Below are 18,170 nucleotides of genomic sequence, written 5' to 3'. Positions count from 1 at the left end.
AAAAGTAGCACAGAATGATCTGTACAGTCCCGGAAGGGACTTAATATGGGTAGTAAAAGATAGTTCGCCCCAATTCTTGAAGTCCCTTTGGAGACGTAATAAAAACAAGAGATACAGAAATATCAAAAAATATTAACCGGATACCATTCGATACCTTTTCTAAAAAACCTGCATCTTATGCAGCTTGAAATAGTGGCCTTCCCGGGCAATCAGCTCGTCGTGGGTGCCTGTCTCAACGATTTTTCCATCGAGCAACACACAAATCACGTCGGCATTTTTGATGGTTGACAGGCGGTGGGCAATCACCAGCGAAGTGCGGTTTTTCATCAGGTTTTCCAACGCCTGCTGCACCAGTTTTTCCGATTCGGTATCGAGCGCCGAGGTGGCTTCGTCGAGAATCAGGATGGGCGGGTTTTTCAGGATGGCCCGCGCAATGGAAATGCGCTGTTTTTGCCCGCCCGACAATTTGTCGCCACGGTCGCCGATATTGGTTTGGTAGCCATTTTCGGTGGCCATGATAAATTCGTGCGCATTGGCAATTTTGGCGGCGTTGATCACATCTTCCTCGGTAGCACCTTCCACGCCAAAAGCAATGTTGTTGAAAAAGGTTTCGTTGAACAGGATCGGTTCCTGGTTTACATTGCCCATCAGGTTGCGCAGGTCGTGCAGTTTCAGGTCGCGAATGTCGGTCCCGTCAATGAAAATACCGCCCTCGGTCACATCCCAGAAACGCGGCATCAGGTCAACCAGCGTGGTTTTTCCCGAGCCCGATTTTCCGACAAACGCAATCGTCTGTCCTTTCTTAATCGTCAGGTTGATATCGTCCAACACCTTCTCCGAAACATAGCTGAACCCGACATGCCGGTATTCAATCGAATCGGCGAAGGCAGCTTTTGCTATGGCGTTTGGCTTGTCCTTGATGGTATTCTCCTGGCTCAGGATGCGGTCGATCCGCTCCATCGAAGCCAATCCTTTTTCCACACTGTACAGGGCCGTGGAAAAGGCCTTGGCCGGGTTGATGATGTTGTAGAAGAAAACCAGGTAAACGATAAACTGCTGCGGGGTGAGCGATCCGGCCTCGTTGGAGAGGATCAGATTGCCGCCGTACCAAAGCACAATAACGATGACCGCCGTACCCAGGAATTCACTCATCGGATGGGCTAAAAAGTAGCGGCTCATCAGGCGGTTCATAATCAAGCGGTAGTTTTCGTTTTCCCGCTCAAAGCGTTCGGTCGCTTTTTTCTCGGCCGTAAACGCCTTAATAACCCGCAAGCCGGAAATGTCTTCATCAATAATCGACAGGATTTCGCCCTGCTTGTTTTGTCCGCGGCGCGACTGCTTTTTCAGGCTCTTCCCCACCCTTCCGATCAGCAAACCGGCAACCGGCAGCATGATAAACACGAAGATGGTAAGCGACCAGCTGGTATAGACCATGTAGGACAGCGAAATCAAAATCAGCATCGGGTTTTTGAACAGCATGTCGAGCGAGTTCATCACCGAGTTTTCGATTTCCTGCACATCGCCGGTCATGCGGGCCATGATGTCGCCTTTACGCTCGTCGCTAAAAAAGCCCAGCGGCAACGACAGCATTTTGCGGTATATTTTGCTGCGGATGTCGCGCACCACGCCATTGCGGATGGCAATCATCATGTAGCTGGCCAGGTAGGTGAAGCCCACTTTCAGCATCACCATAAGAATGATGAACAGGCCGATGTAAATGAGCGCGGACGACTCACCGTACGTATCAATAATCCAGGTGATGAAATACGACAGGTTGTTTTCGATGACATTCAGGTTAAACTCGAAAGGCATCAACTCGCGAACGTATTCCTTGGTTTGGAACAAGATCCCCAACACGGGTGATAACAAGCCAAACGAAAAGGCGCCAAAGATGGCAGCAAACAGGTTAAACACGAAGTTCAACACTACTTTGCTTTTGTAGGGCGGCAAAAACCGCCTCAGGAGGTGGATTAAATCTTTCATTTACATGCGTTCGGAGCGGGGACTAAAAAATCCCGGTATAATTCTGCGGGGTAATCTTTTTCAATTCAGCTTTCAATTCACCGCTAATTTCGAGCGAATCAATAAACTCGTGGATGGCCTGCTGGTCGATCTTGCGGTTCACACGGGTCAGGTTGCGCAAAGCCTCGTACGGGTTCGGATAACCTTCGCGGCGCAGGATCGTTTGGATAGCCTCGGCCACTACCGGCCAGTTATTGTCCAGGTCAGCGTCAATGGCATCCTTGTTCAGCAACAATTTATCCAATCCGCGCATGGTCGAGCTTACCGCGATGAGCGTGTGTGCCAGCGGCATGCCGATTGTGCGCAACACCGTCGAATCGGTCAGGTCGCGTTGCAGGCGCGAAACCGGCAGCTTGGCGGCCAGGTGCTCAAACAAAGCATTGGCAATGCCCAGGTTGCCTTCCGAATTTTCAAAATCGATCGGGTTCACTTTGTGTGGCATGGCCGACGAACCAACTTCCCCGGCTTTAATTTTTTGCTTGAAGTATTCCATCGAAATATAGGTCCACATATCGCGGTCGAGATCGAGGATGATGGTGTTCACCCGTTTCAGGGCATCAAAAATGGCCGCGTGGTTGTCGTAGTTGGCAATTTGTGTGGTGTATTGCGCCCGTTCCAGCCCCAGGTATTTTTTCAGGAAATGATTACCAAAAGCTTTCCAGCTAATCTCGGGATAGGCAATGTGATGAGCGTTGAAGTTCCCTGTTGCCCCGCCAAACTTGGCATCACAATTAATGGAGCGTAATTGTTCCAGCTGCTTTTTGATGCGTTCGGAAAAGACCCGGATTTCTTTTCCCAGATTGGTGGGCGAAGCCGGCTGCCCGTGGGTTTTTGCCAGCATGGAAATGTTTTTCCACTCTTCGGCCAGCTCATCCAGCTTGTCCACCAGGTCGTTCACCGCCGGAAAATATTCCGTATCCAGCGCATCGTGAATGGATTTGGGCACGGCGGTATTATTGATGTCCTGCGAAGTCAGCCCAAAGTGGATGAATTCTTTGTATGATTGAATACCGAGCTTGTCAAATTCTTCTTTCAGGAAGTACTCCACTGCTTTCACATCGTGGTTGGTCACTTTTTCGATGTCTTTCACCCGTTGGGCATCGTCCACCGAAAAGTCGGCCACTACCTGCCGGAGTTTGGCAAACAGGCTGTGATCGAAACCAGCCAACTGCGGCAAGGGCAGTTCGCACAGGGCGATAAAATATTCAACCTCAACCAGCACGCGGTATTTGATCAGCGCATACTCCGAGAAGTACAGTTGCAGGTTTTCAACTTTCGATCGGTAACGACCATCTATGGGGGTGATTGCAGTGAGTAAATTCAGTTCCATGATTTTTTATTTTTGGCGGCGTAAAGGTAACATTTTTTGCCTTTCGGTTAAAGCCGGGCATGTGCGACAGGGAAATCGCTTTTAGGAATTTAAAAGCTATTCTTTCTGATTAAGGATGTTACACTGCCCTTTCAGTATCATTAACTTCCGCCCGGCCACGACATACCTTGGCCCTGCGTGCCTTGCAAAACCCGAAACGCCGCAACCGGGAAAGCCAGGTACGGTCACGACGCGTAGTGACCAACATGCCATATCCCAGCGATGCGGCATGTCAGAAAAAAACCGGACAAATACATTTGCCCGGTCGAAAGGTTGCCAGTTTTCAGAAAAACCTGAGTATTCCCCCATTAAATAGACTGAAATCAATCCAGTGTCACATATCTCAGAAATTCTTCGCGTCGTTCTTTTTCTTTGAAGATGCCGCCATACTCAGCAGTTACTGTGGAGCTGCTTTCATCTTCGATGCCGCGCGACGAAACGCACATGTGCCTGGCATCGATCACCACCGCTACGTCGTCGGTTTTCAAAATCTGCTTCAGCTCGTTGGCAATCTGAACGGTCAACCGTTCCTGCACCTGCGGACGGCGCGCGTAGTAATCCACAATCCGGTTAATTTTCGAAAGGCCGATCACCTGTCCGCTCGAAACATAGGCCACATGAGCCTTCCCGACGATTGGCAGGAAATGGTGCTCGCAGGTTGAATTCAGGCTGATGTTGCGTTCCACCAGCATTTCGCCGTATTTAAACTTGTTATCGAACACCGAAATTTTGGGTTTGTTGGCCGGATTCAGCCCGTTAAATATTTCCTGGACAAACATTTTGGCCACGCGGTGAGGCGTTCCACTCAAGCTGTCGTCGGTAAGATCAAGTCCCAGCGTTTCCATGATGTCGCGAAATTTGTCTTCGATGATGGCCATTTTTTCCTCGTCCGATAGCACGAAAGCATCAGCGCGCAGGGGGGTATCAATCGAAGTGGCTATATGATTGTCCCCGATCAGGTCATAATTCGCCGAATTATTCACCCGGGGAAGGGCACAGTTTCCGTTCACTTTTGTGGCGGGGTGATCTGTCTTTACAAAACCGTTCACTTTCATAATCGTTCCTCCTTGTTTTAGTGATTCAGAATCAATAAACAAGAAAGCGGTGAGTTTGTTTAAAGACGCTAATTAAAAGTTTAAACAAATCGTCTGATTACCATTACGACCAGGCAACCACCTTTTCTAAATAAGCCTTCGGTTTTGTTCCGGTGATTTTATTCCCGCACCTTTGCCACGAATATCGTTACTCAAACAAATCGGAGATTGAAACGTTATTTTGGGAAGCAATAAAAACAGATTTGAAATTGAAACGATTGACCGAAAATCTCAAAAAAAGAAGCATGTACCAGGAAAAAGCCGAACTTTTGGAAACAACAGATAATTTAACAACTACAGCTTTAGATGATTATTACCTGGCCCACCTGAGTCGTCAGTTGAGCCTGCTGGGCCGCCGCGAAGTGCATAACGGCCGGGCCCATTTTGGCATTTTTGGCGACGGGAAAGAACTGGCACAGATAGCCTATGCCAAAGCCTTCCAAAAAGGAGACTGGCGTTCGGGCTACTACCGCGACCAGACCTTCATGCTGGCCCTGGGATTGCTTCAACCCGAAGAATTTTTTGCCATGATTTACGGCGACACCGACTTTCATTACAATCCCTCCACCGGCGGACGCAACTTCAATAACCATTTCAGCACGCAAAATATCGACGAAAACGGCGAAATCAAAAATCTGGCCGACCGGTACAATTCGGCGTCAGATATTTCGTCAACTGCCGGACAAATGCCCCGCTTGCTCGGGCTGGCGCAAGCCTCAAAACTGGTGCGCCAAAAACCCGAACTGAAAAAACACCTCCGCAACAATGTCACCGGCAACGAAGTAGCCTTTGGCTCCATTGGCGACGCCAGCACATCAGAAGGCATGTTTTTCGAAACCATCAACGCAGCCGGTGTCATGCAAGTCCCTTTGGCCGTAGCCGTTTATGACGATGGCTATGGCATCAGCGTCCCTATTGAGCTGCAAACGACCAAAGCCAGCATCTCGGAAACGTTAAAAGGTTTTCAGCGAGAAGAAGGAACCAATGGCATAACTATTTACACTTGCAAGGGATGGGACTATCCCAACCTGTTGAAGACTTTTACCGAAGGAATTACCTATTGCCGCGACACACAAACGCCGGTATTGTTCCATATTCAGGAAGTGACCCAACCATTGGGGCATTCCACTTCGGGTTCGCACGAGCGCTACAAATCGAAAGAGCGACTGGAGTGGGAAAACGAATTTGATTGTCTGGTACAGTTTAAAAACTGGTTGCTAAGTACCGGTGAAACCGACGACGAAACCCTCACTAAAATTGAAAAGCAAGCGGCAAAAGCTGCCCGCGAAGCTCGCGACAATGCCTGGAACCATTACGCCGACAGCTTTGCGGAGGAAACCGAAAGCCTCTCGCGAATCCTGTATCACCTTAAAAACCATTCGGCCAACCGGCTTGATCACACCGAAGAACTGGAAAGTATCCGCCACAAGGTGTTCCCAACGCGCCGGGCCCTGTTCAGCCTGGCCAAACGCGTAACATTTGAGCTGCATGGCTTTTCGGAATTTCAGCCCGAAAAAGAAGAACTGCGGGTATGGGTTGAAAACTTTCAGAAACGCACTAAGCGCTTTTACAACGGTCAGCTTCACCGCGAAGGCAACGACTCGGCCTTGAGGGTGAGAGCCATTCCGGCGCAATACCAGGAACATCCGGCCGAACTGAACGGCTCCGACATCCTGAACAAAAACTTCGATGTGTTATTCAGCAAGCACCCCAACCTGGTGACTTTTGGCGAAGATACCGGCAAGCTGGGCGGGGTAAACCAAGGCATGAAAGGCATGCAGGAAAAATACGGCATCGAACGGGTATCGGACACCGGCATCCGCGAAACAACCATCATCGGACAGGGTATTGGCCTTGCCCTGCGCGGTTTCCGGCCCATTGCCGAAATCCAGTACCTCGACTACCTGATCTATGCGCAATCGACCCTGAGCGACGATTTGGCTTGTATGCAATACCGCACCATGGGCAAGCAGGCAGCTCCGCTGATTATCCGCACACGCGGCCACCAGTTGCAGGGCATCTGGCATGCCGGATCGCCCATGCAGTTGATTCTGGGCTCCATGCGTGGCGTTTACCTGTGCGTACCCCGCAACATGACCCAGGCTGCCGGTTTTTACAACACCCTGCTCCAGGCCAACGACCCGGCCCTGGTAATCGAACCGCTGAAAGGCTACAACGTGAAAGAACCGTTACCTTCAAACCTCGGCGAATTCAGGGTGCCGCTGGGCGTGCCCGAAATTTTGCACGAAGGGACCGATGTAACGCTGGTGACATACGGCTGGAATGCCCACCATGCCGTCAAAGCCGCCCATCTGTTACAGGAAGTGAAGAATATTTCGGTGGAGGTGATCGACGTGCAAACGCTGATGCCCTTCGATGTCAACCACTCAATCCTGAAATCCATCAAAAAAACCAACAAGGTAATTTTTATGGACGAAGATGTTCCGGGTGGCGGTACAGCCTACATGATGCAAAAAGTGTTGGAAGAACAGCAAGCCTTCGACTACCTGGACACCGCGCCCCGCACCCTACCGGCTATGGAGCACCGCCCGGCCTACGGTATCGACGGCGAATATTTTTCGAAACCCAACGTGGAACGCATTTTCGAAACCGTTTATCAAATGATGCACGAAACCGATGTCAAACGGTTCCCTGAACTCGTGTAATGAAAAAAGTAAAATTGAAGTTCCGTTTGTTCTCCAAGCGCGCGCTGGATTTTCACTGTCATTACTAGTCATTGGGTTGTCATTCATTGTGTTTCGCACGGAATGACCATGAATGACAACTTTCTGACAATTTCTTCGCGCGATTTGGCTCAAACTCGCACCCAAAATAGATTAGTACGCAAATCTGCTATCACAGATAAAACACGGCAATTATTATAATCATCAGCGTGGAGATCCCAATAGGCAGCCAAACCGGGGCAATCCACGGCCGGGGAATCAGAAAGAGCACATCCATGGTTGTGAGTTTTGGGGGCCATTTGATCACCAGGTAAAGCGACAGATAATAAAACAGGTCCCAAAAGGCGAAAGTCCACAAAAAAACCATGAGTACATCCAGCCGGTTTTCACCAACCAACAAGGCGAGCGCAACCAACATTACGATGGTTGCCACCTCCCTGGTCATCTCGATTTTAACGTATCGTTTCGGAACTTCTTCCAACAAGCCAGCGCTGTCCGTTTCTGCATCGATCAGTCCGAGTGCTTTCCGTAGATAAACCACCACAACGCCTTCCACATGCGCCATAGCGATTCCGAAAATGGCCAATAACAGATACCTGGTTATCATCCTTTTTTTCAGGTTGAAATTCTACACAACCTTACGATGTGAATTGGATGAACGTTGCAGTACCCCTCAATACAAAAGAATTCATTCCCACCCAGGGAAAAGGGGTTTCAGTTCCTCCATTCCATGAATAGCATGAACCGGTAGCTGTTCACCTTCCGATCCAAAAACCAACATATCTTCTCGTGACTGCACTTTGACGGGTGATTCGTCAATCTGCCCTTCTTTATCTTGAGCTTTGGCCAGATTGAGCCCCAGTTGCCGGGCAAAGAAACGGTAAACAGCTTCCCGCTTGGAAGGCCCGTAGTCATGCCCCTCATCGGGCAAATGGACATTTTGCACCCGATCAGTTTGGTTATATAAAGCGTACCGTGCCTGCAAATACGGATATTCGATCTCGGGAACGTTAGCTGTCCAATCGCCACCGTCAGACACAATCAGCAGCGGACGCGGCGAGGCCATAGCCGCAATTTCCACGTTGTTTGTTCCCCGGGGGCCACACGTGTGGATCGGCATGCCGCTTTCGCAGGGGCAACCACCAAAAAACCACGAAGAGACCATCACCACGGGAGCGGTCGCTGCAATGCGTTCATCCAGAGCGGTCAGCAAAAACGTTTGTGTACCTCCGCCCGATGCGCCGGTCATGCCAATTTTGGCAGCATCCACCTCGGGCAGCGATGACAAAAAGTCGAGCACCCGCATGCTGTTCCAGGTTTGCATGGTTTGAGCCATTCCGGTACGATGGTCTTCAAAGGCAAATTGCAGGGCCGACTCACCCTTGGCAAACATATCGTAACTAAACACTACCGCCCCCATCCGGGCCAGGGTGCCAGCCAGTTTCTGCGAACTCTCGCCGTAATGCTGAATTTCGCCATGTCCCTGGGCCAGCAAAACCGCCGGATGTTTTCCCTTCATCCGCAAGGGGCGGTACAAAGTTCCGGCAACATACACGCCGGGCAAACTTTCCAGGGCCACATCCTGAACGGTGTATCCGTCCATCCTGGTAACCGGTGTTGAAACCGGGTTCAGCGGCGCTTTCTCCGGCATAGGATCCAGCCCCAATTTACCCAGAATACAGTTTTTCAATTCAGTTTTTCTGTTTTCCCACGAAGGCAGATCCGGATAAAGTTTTGCCAGACGTTCCAAATGTTTGCGGCCTTCGTCAACCGGCCGGATATGATACCGAAAACGGTCAATTTTGTAGCTGCCTTCTTGCAGCTTTTCAAAGACCAAACCGATAGGCCCCAGCACCTGATGAAGCGTTTCTTCCGCATCGTCGCGAAACCGCCACTGCGCAAATTCAACCTGCAGTGGCTGAATGACTTTTTCATCATAACTCAACTTTATCCGAAAACGATGCTCCACTTCTTTCAGCACGTCGGCCAAAGGTTTGGTAAAGTTGTTGTCGATACGCTGTGCGAAGCAGAATTCGACCAGCAGTACCAGTACAAAAAACAGGTTGATTCGTTTCATAATGATGCTATTGAATGATGTTGATTTCTTTCGGGGCATCCCATTCGGTTTTGATGGAACCATCAGGCAGCTTGGTATGCCTTACCGTAATTAGGCCAAAGGGGGTCGGGAAAGTTCCTTTCGCCCATTGCAAATCGGCCAGATGGGATTCGATACGAACGGTTCGGCAGCCCGGTTCCAGCACATGGATGCCCAACACATGCTCCGACAACCAAGCGGTTGGCCCCGATGCCCAACCGTGGCACAAGCTGTGGCGATAGCCAATGTAGCAGTAATCGCCGTAAGCGGCGTGAATATCCACTTTCCCCTCGGGTACCATTTCGTCGATTCGGGCAGCATTTTCTATCCAGTCGAGGTTAAAATCTTCCCAAAACGTCGTGGCCCCCAAATCGAGCATAGCGCCCCAAAACGTTCGGATGTTATCCATCGCTGTTTGATGATCGCCGGCTTTGGCCTGTGCCTGCAACATGTAGTAGCCATAGAAAGTAGAGAAGTTTTTAGGACCGTCCACTGCAATCACTTCAGCATTGGCTTTTTCGGCAGGCATCAGGTTGGCCAGGGCCAGCAATGCTGCTGCCTGCTTGCTGTGGTTCGCGTCGGGAAGATAACTTTTCATTTTGTCAACCATTTTTTCGCAGGCATCAGCCCGTGACAGGTCTCCCAACACACGGTACAGTTCGGCTCCCCGCGTAAAAGCCATTACCATGAGGGCCTGCAAACCGGCATGAACGCCCTGCTCGTTGGTACTCGACGGCCAATCCAGGAACCGCATTCCTTCTCCGTGCAAGTTCTCGCGCCCCAGTGAATCCACCTTCGTCAGAAACAAATCGAGCAGTCCGCTCAAATACGTTTGCTGTTCGCGCAAATAATCGAGGTTACCATGATACAGGTACCAGTCGTATTGATTATTCACCCACCACATCGAGTAAGCGCTGATGCCGTTCATCCATCGCGGGAGCGGGGTTTGGTCGCGCACAAAATCGAGGCTTTTCGTCACCACGGGATTAGCGCCAAACACGGCGCTGATGGTCATCACTTCGGGGTGCATGTCGCCCAGCCATACCATGCGGTCTCGCTTAATGCCATCCCACAAGTATTCCTGCATATTCACATGCACTGTATAAGCTCCGGTTTTCCAGATCTCGTTCAGGCGCGGGTCGCTGCACTCAAAGGAGCCCAGGTAGGGTACATCGCGAAAAGCGGCATAGGCCCGAACTTCCAATAAATTGAGACTCGTCTCGTGATCGAGCAAATCAATACGAACAAAACGAAAACCTGATTCGCCAAACTCTTTGGTTCCATAACCCGGCAGCTCGGTCACAAAATCGCGCATGGCATGGTGGTTGGTTGCCCCGCCGGCCAGTCCGGTAGTGCCATCGCCCACTACCTTGCTGCATGTTTCGGCCACCGACTCGCCCAAACGCACCCGAACACGGTGGGTAACCCGGTTGCTGGTGCAGGTGGTAATTTGAATGCCGCCCTGGATTTCTTTGCCAAAGTCGAGAATAAAGCCTGTAGTATCGCCGGCTGCATTCGTCAAGGTAGCAAAAGCTTCCTTTTTCAAACCAAATGCGGCCTGTCCTGTTCCAGGATTCAGCAAAACGCCAAGGTTTCGTATTTTTTCTTCAGATTCGGCAGATTGCCAGACTACCCGCTGCGGGCTCAAATAATAACGGGTCAGCTCATCTTTTTGAACCGAGTTGGCCGGCAACTCAGCCAGAACGGGCGGAACTTGGGCAGTTAAACCTAGAAAGACATACAAAAACATGGACAGTAAACATATCAGTTTCGACATTTCTCGTTAGGTTTTAAGTTTTCAAGCATCAAAAGATGTTTTTTTCATTTCAGGTTAGATTGAATTCTGCTGAAATTTTATTTCACGGCCACATCCCAAACTTTGGCCATGCGCGATTTTCCTTCGGGTCCTTCTACCCAAAGCACCACCACGTATTTTCCGGGCTGTTCGTATCGATGTACCGGATGTTGCCCGGCAGAGGTCTTCCCATCGCCAAAGTCCCATTTCCAGGAAGCGATGTTCCCATACGACTCGTCGGTGAAAGCCACCAAACGCCTGCCCATATCGATTACCTGAAACGACCACTGCGCCTCAACCGGCCGGCAAAACTGTTTTTCAAGCGGCATCAGCTCAAACACCAAACTGTACGAGGCATTGCCGTACATGGTGTGCTCTTTCGAGAGGTTCCAGAAGCCATTGTTGCTTTCCTTGTCCACATCGTCGTAGTCGATGACGGCCCAGCACAATCCAATTTTTTTGTGCACGTATAAAATCGATTCCACTGCCCTCGCCGGATCATTCCCGGCATAATCAAACGGGGTCACCCAACATTCGAGCGTGAGTTTACCTGCTTCGCCTGGTTTAAAATCGTAGCTGAAAGCTGCATTGGCATAAGGAAGTTCTTTAATCCAGGGCTGGCTGCCCCACACCAGTGTCCAGTCTTTGCCTTCGGCCGGGGTGAAAATGTGGTAGTTTTGCGCATGTACCCCGTGAAATGAAAACCAGGCATCCATCGGGCCCATTTCCTTATTGGGATGAAAGCGGTCAATGAAGGGGCCGCCCGAGAGGTCGCCGTCAACAGTCAGCTCGAAAGTGTCGTTGTGCAAGTCGGGCCGCGAAAAGTCCCAGTAATCATCGTAAGCTTCGTACAAAAAGTAAAGGCGATTCATCCCCTTCACCCAACCTACTTTCACACTTACTTCCAGGTTTTCGGGATTGGCAGTTTCATGCTTGCGGCTGTCGTCCCAGAGCTGGTCCATGCCCACGTTATAATCATCCGGCACTATTTCCCAATCGTCTGTATTTCCGTCGATACGCGGAATTTGGTCGGCTGGAAACTGAAAGACCTTGTATCCGCGGTTTTCCTGCGCCTGAACGAGCAGAGACAAAAGCAGGACGAAAGTCAGAAGGCAAAAATTTCTCATATGCATAAGGTTTGGTTGAGGTACATCAGTGCCTAAGTACATAAGTACATAAGTTTCATCGAAGCGATGCTGCCACTTTAGGCCAACTTAGGTACTTATGAACGTTGTACCCATGAACTTTCACGCTTATTCCACACTGAAAATTGGCTTATCCGTTTTGATTTCTTCGGGATAGAACATCACAGCGCTGTCGTTCATTTTTGGGAATGAATTTTTCAGCAGGCTGATGATTTCGGCACCGGCCAGTAACACAGGCCCGTAGCCATGAGCCGCATACGGGTTAACCGGGCGGTAGTAATAAAATGCCGGGTCGAAGGCCATGCCGGTTCCCACGCAGGTACCCAGCACCTGTCCTTTTTCGCTTACCTGGGTCGAAACAGCATTCCAGGCCAGCAGCACCATGCCCGCATAAGCTTGCTTGTCGATGTAGCCGCGATTGATGGCACGCGCAATGGAATAGGCATAAATGGCAGTTGCCGAAGTTTCGAGGTAGGTGTCGTTCCGGTCGATCAGCTGGTGCCAGAAGCCGGTTCCATCCTGATAAGCAGCCAGGCCGGCAATATGTACCTGCAATTGAGCCAGCACATCGGCATAACCAGGGTGCGATTGGGGAAGCAATTCCAGCAATTCCACCATCGTCATGACGGCCCAGCCGTTGGCCCGCGCCCAGTGAAACTGCGGGTGGTGGGCCATTCCCTGTACCCAGCCGTGCATATACAGGCCTTTTTCGGAATTAAACATCCGGCGTGAAAACTGGAGCACCTGTTTCACGGCATCGTCGTAGTATTTTTGTTCGCCGGTCAGTTTCCCCATTTGGGCCAGCGCCGGAACGCTCATAAACAGGTCGTCGAGCCACAAAGTATTCAGGTGAGGGCGGTTTCGGGCCAGCGTCCCGTCTTCCAGCCGAAATTCTTTGGTATGAATGTAATCGATAAAGTTCTCAATCATCGGAAGCAGACTGCCATCTTGTTTGGCACGCTCGGCCTTGATCATGGCAGCACACATGGCTCCGGCATCGTCGAGGGCATGCGGGTGCAGCACTGAGTGCACGGGCGAGCTGCGGTCCACATCCAGCTCAGGGTTTTGCCGGTAGAAGGCGGTAAGGTCGGCCAGCAACTTCAGGCGCGTATCGGTGTAGTCGGTGTAACGTTTATTGCCGGTAATCTCGCCAACCAGGGTCATGCCGGCATAGGTGACGCCCCACTCGTAGCTGGTCAGGCGAAAGTCGCCCTGCTGCAGCATGGCATCGCGGGTAATTTGGCTAAAGTTCGTGACTTCTTTGCCGGTTCTGCGGTCAACTACTTTGGCCGGGGTCACTTCGTTCAGGTAATCGTAAACCCGGTCAAGCACGGCCTTCACTTCGGTTTCCTGAGGGATACCATAAGGAATCGGATAGTCAGGCTTCATCAGGTGCAAAGGAGTGGTTACGTCGGTTGCTGGTTTTTCCTGCGACCGGGCATCCATGCAGTAAAAGCTAAAAATGGCCAATCCCAGCATTTTCAGCCAACTTTTAAACGGGATAAATCTCATATTCATTTTTTATTTTTCAAGGTTAATATTTCAAATTTACTGCATCAATTCACTACAATGGCTTTAAACCGGCCGGGATGGGCAGCTTCACCTTTAATCCCGTCAAGTACCAGGTTTGTAACATCATGTGCCTCCAGGGCATGTGTAAAATAATCAGGTCGGTTTTCTCCCCAGGAAACTGAGCTGTTGCTGATTTTTACCTGATCGGCAAAACGAACGTAAAAACCAGGATTGGTGCGCATTTCGATATCCGGATACGCTTTTGTGGGGCGGTTATCCAGCAAGTTTCCCCGATACTCCGTCCAACGGTTGAAGGTAACATGAACGTTTTCGAACTGCACATTATGAATGCGGCTTTCTTTGGTTCCGTTTACCCGGATACTGTTTTCGGCCACGCCGGTTACATTTTCAACCCGAACATTGCGGATCTGCCCAATCTTGCTTTCGGGAAGCCGCGGAATGGCTGTGAACGAGATGGCTTCTCCCCGTCCCCACCACGGATCGGAGTGGTAACTCGATGAAAACGTGATATCGCGAAAAGTAATGTTTTCCACGTTTCCTTCGTCGCGTAGCTGGATCGTGAGACCGCGACAACTTGTTTTGATTTCGCAGCGCTCAAACAACACATTGAAAATATTCTGAGTGGTTTCAGTTCCGATTTTTACACCCGAGTCCTGCGTTTCGAGCACACAGTCGTGCACCCAAATATTGGCTGAGAGCCCATAGTCTATTTCCTGCCGGGTGGCTTTCACTACAATGGCATCATCGCCGCAAACAATGTGGCAGTGCCGGATTTCCACATTTCGGCAGTGGTCAGGATCAATTCCGTCGCAGTTAGGGACATCCAGATTATTGTGAATATTGATATTTTCAACCAACACATTTTCGCATCCCAACATGTGCAGGCTCCAGCTTGGTGCCTTTTCAATGGTGATTTCCCGAACAATTAGTTGGGTACAATCGGTCAGGATGAACAATTTCGGGCGCCAGCTTTTGGGTATCCACCATTCATTTTCTGCTTCATAGTGGTCCATGAATTCCAGGGCCCGCCCGTTAATACTGCCTGTTCCGGATATGGTGAGCTTGTTGGCCCCGTAGGCCACAATAGCTGCTTCGCCCGAATAATCTTCCTGACGCGTGCTTACCAGCAGTTGAGCATCCCCTTCCAGGTGAAAGTCAATATCGCTTTTCAGTACGAGCGTTCCAATCAGGTATTTTTGTCCGGCCGGCACCAATACTTGTGCCTGTTTACCGACCGCAGCTGCTGCATCGATAGCCTTTTGAATGGCTTCAGTATCCAGGGTCAGGCTGTCGCCCTTCGCCCCAAAATCCATCACATTAAAAACCATTCGTCCCGGATTTGACTTACATCCCGCGACAATCAGAAGGAAAAAGATCAATATGGGAAACCATGTTGTACTGCTTCTTTGCAAAAAAGGGAAAAAGTAGTAGGCAGTTCTGTTGTTTTGTTTCATTGTGTTAGGTTTTTGGGATTGGTTTATTTCAGTCGATAAACTTCCACATCATCAATTTCGTGGCGCGACCAGGTGGTGCGGATACCGAAATAGCCGCGGGTAAGCGGGTTGTCATCCATGAAACTGAAAAATTCTTCCTCATCTACAAATACGTTGGTCTGCCCATCTTTCACCACAATCTCAATCAGATACGTGTGGTTTGGTTTCAGCAGGTGGGCTTCATCGGTCAGGTCGTGAACCAACACCCGGTTGCCATCGCCGGTGTATTTCCGGAAACGGGTGGTTTCATTATAGTTACCGCCAATGCCTGCATAGTACATCAGCAGCGAATCGTACTCGGCAAAGGCGCCGCTACGGGTGAACAAATCCGGGTTACGAGGGTCGCTGGCCATCCAAAACTGGTTCATGTCCGAGAGCCGGTCATTGGGGCCGTCTTCCATTACCACCCTACGTTTGTAGCGAATCAGCACATTGCCCGACAGCTCCCGATTCAGCCAAACAGTGGCCCCGCGGTCGGTATCGATCACCAGTTTTTCATTCTGAATACCAATGTGGACGGTGGAATCCGGAGCTACTTCTACGAGCCAGTTGTTCATCCCCGAGTCAAATTTATCTTCGAAAAGCAGCTCGTCAATCCTGAATTTCTCATCGATTACCGAATTCTTCTTTTTCGGTTGACAGCCTGAAATTCCAAAGACGACGATTATCAAACCAAGCAAAAAAATTGAAATACGGTAGTGACGGTTTTGTTGCATGAGTATTTGTTTGTCGGTTCTTATTTTTGCAGTTCTTAAGGCAATTTCTGAAGGTTCTCAACCCGTACGTTCCAGCTTCCGTCATCGGGAAATCCGGGAGCATTTCGATTCGGTGCATCATCCCATCCGCCAGCCATTAAACCCACGGCAGCCAGAAAAGAACCATTTACCGGCAGGTAAGCCGGATTTTTGATGCCTTCTTTTGGGCGACACACAAAGCCTGTTTTTTGAAATTTCGCTTTCGGCACGTCGTTGCAAACAATATCAACAGCCGTTCGCACTTCACCTAAACGGGCTGCGGTTAGCGCCCCTTTTCCCAAGCTCCAGCTAACAAAACTCTCCATGCCGTTTCTGTCAAAAATAGTCTGAAAGGTTTGACGCATGACGGTTTCATCAATCATCGGTGTCTTTGGCAGATACCCAAGTGCCATCAGCATAGCCGACGAGAATCCCCCTTCGCGGTCATACATGTCGGGATCCGATTCCAGTTCGACGTATTTCCCGTCCTGAATGGTCGGCCGGGCCAGCTTGTTCAGGATGTCGTCCCAGTGCGGGTCTCGTTCCATTCCCAGCCGTTCGCGCCAGTCCTGCGCAACTTTCAATCCATAATACCATTGGGCCAGCTCAAAAGTGGGGTTCATCGTGGTGTTTTCTTCGGTGCTTTCGTTTACACTTTTAATCGGTGGGCCCAAAATATAGCGGTCGGTGTTGGGGTCGAAATGGGCATAAGAAGCCAAAAACCTGGCCGATTCGAACACGATGTCCTTGTATTGATGTAAGGAAACCGAATCGGGATGGGCCCGGTAAACAAGCTCGGACAAATAGATGGGATTGGGATGGTTCCAGATAATGAAAGGGTTGATTTCCCCCGGACTGACACGCCCATCAATTCCTGCCATTTTCGGCCAGCGTGCCCCTTCAAATCCTTTACTTTTGGCATCAGCCATAGCCACCGGAAGTATTTTCTGATACCACGCTAGCCCTTTCTCCAGCAGTTCGGTGTGATTCCACTGGTAAAACTGTGCTGCATGAATCCAGTAAACTTCCGAATTGTGTTTTCCATACCAGCTGAGATGGGCCAAGCCCGATTCCTGCGGCGGAAACGAACCGGCATAGTGGACCTTCATCAGGTAAAGCGACAACACAATGCGTCGCTCCAGTTCCTGTGCCCTCGGATCAGTACTTCCGCTGAGGTCAACGGCACCACCCTTTGTCCAGTAGTCCTGCCACGACCGGGCGCTCGCCTGTTTAGTTTCTTCAAACGAAGGAAGAGCATCGGCCCCCCGTGAAGGCGAAAATTTAAACACCAACGTCAAACTATCCGAACCCGAACAGTCGAGCGAAAATTCGTGTTTGCTTGTCTGCTCCCATTGGGCTTTTCCCTGCCACTGAATCTCCACCACATAGCTGCTGCTGTCGATGGTTCGCTGTAACACGATGCTGTTGGCGTCCTGTTCCAGTATTTTCGTATCGTGCTGCCCCGGCTTACTCCAATCCAGAGGCGGTTTATTTTTAACCGACAAATCGTACGAATAGGGAAACCGGAAGGCTGGTTTTAGTTGTCCGGAGTTTAATCGTTCAGATTTGATTTTGAAGGCCACCACGCTCGATTCCGGATGACTGACAGTTTCAACAGCTACCGATTGCCCCTCAATTTGATATTGACTAACAACCAGCCCTTGCCATAAATCCATCGTCTGACGAATGTCCTCAATCATTTCCGGGGTCAGCGGCTCGCTATTTTCACTCACCAAACTGATTTGCCCCATGGGAACGGGATGCGGGTTTTTGCGGAAATAATCGCCTGCCGGGCTGTTTTGAATGCTGGCATAAAACACCGGACGTCCATGAAAATCGCTGGATTTCGAGGCATCTTTCAATTCAAAACCTTCGGTATTCGGGAACGAATGCCAAGCCCAGGTGGTGCGGGTTTCCAACGGGATGCCATGTTGGAAATAGTAATTTTCGAATGATTGCATGCCGGTCACATCAGCTGTAAACGCAAAGTCTCCGTTTCCGACAGTCACCGGTGCAAGCGGATCCAGCTCGGTCAGTATCACGTTGTGCCGGTTCACCCAGTCAAAACGGTCAATCGTTGTTTCGGTACCCGAACCGCTTGTTTTTTGCCGGCAGCCCCCAAAGAGCAACATGCCGGCAAGCAAAACGGCAGGTACGATTTTCGTTTGGTGTTTCATCAGTTTCAGTTTTGCAGGTAAAATTCCCG

At 50.2% G+C, this 18,170-nt stretch carries 12 protein-coding genes; 1 reads left to right on the top strand and 11 read right to left on the bottom strand.

The annotated features are described in order from the left end of the window. Positions 1-159: 159 nt before the first annotated feature. The 3 genes from N2K84_RS01280 to folE form a co-directional block, all read right to left on the bottom strand. Positions 160-1,983, bottom strand: a complete 1,824-nt coding sequence (locus tag N2K84_RS01280; protein ID WP_282589948.1) for an ABC transporter ATP-binding protein — start codon at positions 1,981-1,983, stop codon at positions 160-162. Positions 1,984-2,005: 22 nt separating this feature from the next. Next, positions 2,006-3,352 carry an adenylosuccinate lyase gene (purB, locus tag N2K84_RS01275; protein WP_282589947.1) on the bottom strand — a complete coding sequence of 449 codons (1,347 nt, stop codon included), beginning with the start codon at positions 3,350-3,352 and terminating at the stop codon, positions 2,006-2,008. Between the two features lie 362 nt (positions 3,353-3,714). Then, complete coding sequence (gene folE / locus N2K84_RS01270; protein WP_282589946.1) at positions 3,715-4,446, bottom strand: GTP cyclohydrolase I FolE; 732 nt, start codon at positions 4,444-4,446, stop codon at positions 3,715-3,717. A gap of 284 nt (positions 4,447-4,730) precedes the next feature. Between folE and N2K84_RS01265 the strand changes: the two genes are divergently transcribed. Then, on the top strand, positions 4,731-7,151 hold the full coding sequence (locus N2K84_RS01265) for an alpha-ketoacid dehydrogenase subunit alpha/beta (protein ID WP_282589945.1): 2,421 nt from the start codon (positions 4,731-4,733) through the stop codon (positions 7,149-7,151). A gap of 190 nt (positions 7,152-7,341) precedes the next feature. Here N2K84_RS01265 and N2K84_RS01260 read toward each other — a convergent pair whose 3' ends face one another. The 8 genes from N2K84_RS01260 to N2K84_RS01225 form a co-directional block, all read right to left on the bottom strand. After that, entirely contained in the window at positions 7,342-7,776 is a 435-nt protein-coding gene (locus N2K84_RS01260) for a hypothetical protein (protein WP_282589944.1), read from the bottom strand. A gap of 81 nt (positions 7,777-7,857) precedes the next feature. Continuing rightward, positions 7,858-9,246 carry an alpha/beta hydrolase family protein gene (locus N2K84_RS01255; protein ID WP_282589940.1) on the bottom strand — a complete coding sequence of 463 codons (1,389 nt, stop codon included), beginning with the start codon at positions 9,244-9,246 and terminating at the stop codon, positions 7,858-7,860. 7 nt (positions 9,247-9,253) lie between these two features. Then, the gene (locus N2K84_RS01250; protein ID WP_282589939.1) at positions 9,254-11,041 is read right to left on the bottom strand and encodes an alpha-L-rhamnosidase-related protein; all 1,788 of its coding nucleotides are present in this window, start codon (positions 11,039-11,041) and stop codon (positions 9,254-9,256) included. Between the two features lie 77 nt (positions 11,042-11,118). Beyond that, on the bottom strand, positions 11,119-12,186 hold the full coding sequence (locus N2K84_RS01245) for a PKD domain-containing protein (RefSeq protein ID WP_282589938.1): 1,068 nt from the start codon (positions 12,184-12,186) through the stop codon (positions 11,119-11,121). A gap of 126 nt (positions 12,187-12,312) precedes the next feature. Continuing rightward, positions 12,313-13,722 (bottom strand): glycoside hydrolase family 88/105 protein, encoded by a 1,410-nt coding sequence (locus N2K84_RS01240; protein WP_282589937.1) that lies wholly within the window; start codon positions 13,720-13,722, stop codon positions 12,313-12,315. Positions 13,723-13,760: 38 nt separating this feature from the next. Beyond that, a complete protein-coding gene (locus tag N2K84_RS01235) occupies positions 13,761-15,065 on the bottom strand; it encodes a glycoside hydrolase family 28 protein (RefSeq protein WP_282589936.1) in 1,305 nt (434 codons plus the stop codon). A gap of 149 nt (positions 15,066-15,214) precedes the next feature. Beyond that, positions 15,215-15,946 carry a DUF6250 domain-containing protein gene (locus tag N2K84_RS01230; RefSeq protein ID WP_282589935.1) on the bottom strand — a complete coding sequence of 244 codons (732 nt, stop codon included), beginning with the start codon at positions 15,944-15,946 and terminating at the stop codon, positions 15,215-15,217. Between the two features lie 35 nt (positions 15,947-15,981). After that, a complete protein-coding gene (locus tag N2K84_RS01225) occupies positions 15,982-18,141 on the bottom strand; it encodes a glycoside hydrolase family 65 protein (RefSeq protein WP_282589934.1) in 2,160 nt (719 codons plus the stop codon). Positions 18,142-18,170 lie beyond the last annotated feature (29 nt).

The organism is Gaoshiqia sediminis (assembly GCF_025907915.1).
GTDB lineage: Bacteria > Bacteroidota > Bacteroidia > Bacteroidales > Prolixibacteraceae > Gaoshiqia > Gaoshiqia sediminis.
This window is presented reverse-complemented; position numbering and strand designations above follow the sequence as displayed.

Bases quoted from the DNA above. Each gene is read 5' to 3' on its own strand.
- N2K84_RS01280 (WP_282589948.1), bottom strand. From the start codon at position 1,983: ATGAAAGATTTAATCCACCTCCTGAGGCGGTTTTTGCCGCCCTACAAA.
- purB (WP_282589947.1), bottom strand. From the start codon at position 3,352: ATGGAACTGAATTTACTCACTGCAATCACCCCCATAGATGGTCGTTAC.
- folE (WP_282589946.1), bottom strand. From the start codon at position 4,446: ATGAAAGTGAACGGTTTTGTAAAGACAGATCACCCCGCCACAAAAGTG.
- N2K84_RS01265 (WP_282589945.1), top strand. From the start codon at position 4,731: ATGTACCAGGAAAAAGCCGAACTTTTGGAAACAACAGATAATTTAACA.
- N2K84_RS01260 (WP_282589944.1), bottom strand. From the start codon at position 7,776: ATGATAACCAGGTATCTGTTATTGGCCATTTTCGGAATCGCTATGGCG.
- N2K84_RS01255 (WP_282589940.1), bottom strand. From the start codon at position 9,246: ATGAAACGAATCAACCTGTTTTTTGTACTGGTACTGCTGGTCGAATTC.
- N2K84_RS01250 (WP_282589939.1), bottom strand. From the start codon at position 11,041: ATGTCGAAACTGATATGTTTACTGTCCATGTTTTTGTATGTCTTTCTA.
- N2K84_RS01245 (WP_282589938.1), bottom strand. From the start codon at position 12,186: ATGAGAAATTTTTGCCTTCTGACTTTCGTCCTGCTTTTGTCTCTGCTC.
- N2K84_RS01240 (WP_282589937.1), bottom strand. From the start codon at position 13,722: ATGAATATGAGATTTATCCCGTTTAAAAGTTGGCTGAAAATGCTGGGA.
- N2K84_RS01235 (WP_282589936.1), bottom strand. From the start codon at position 15,065: ATGGTTTTTAATGTGATGGATTTTGGGGCGAAGGGCGACAGCCTGACC.
- N2K84_RS01230 (WP_282589935.1), bottom strand. From the start codon at position 15,946: ATGCAACAAAACCGTCACTACCGTATTTCAATTTTTTTGCTTGGTTTG.
- N2K84_RS01225 (WP_282589934.1), bottom strand. From the start codon at position 18,141: ATGAAACACCAAACGAAAATCGTACCTGCCGTTTTGCTTGCCGGCATG.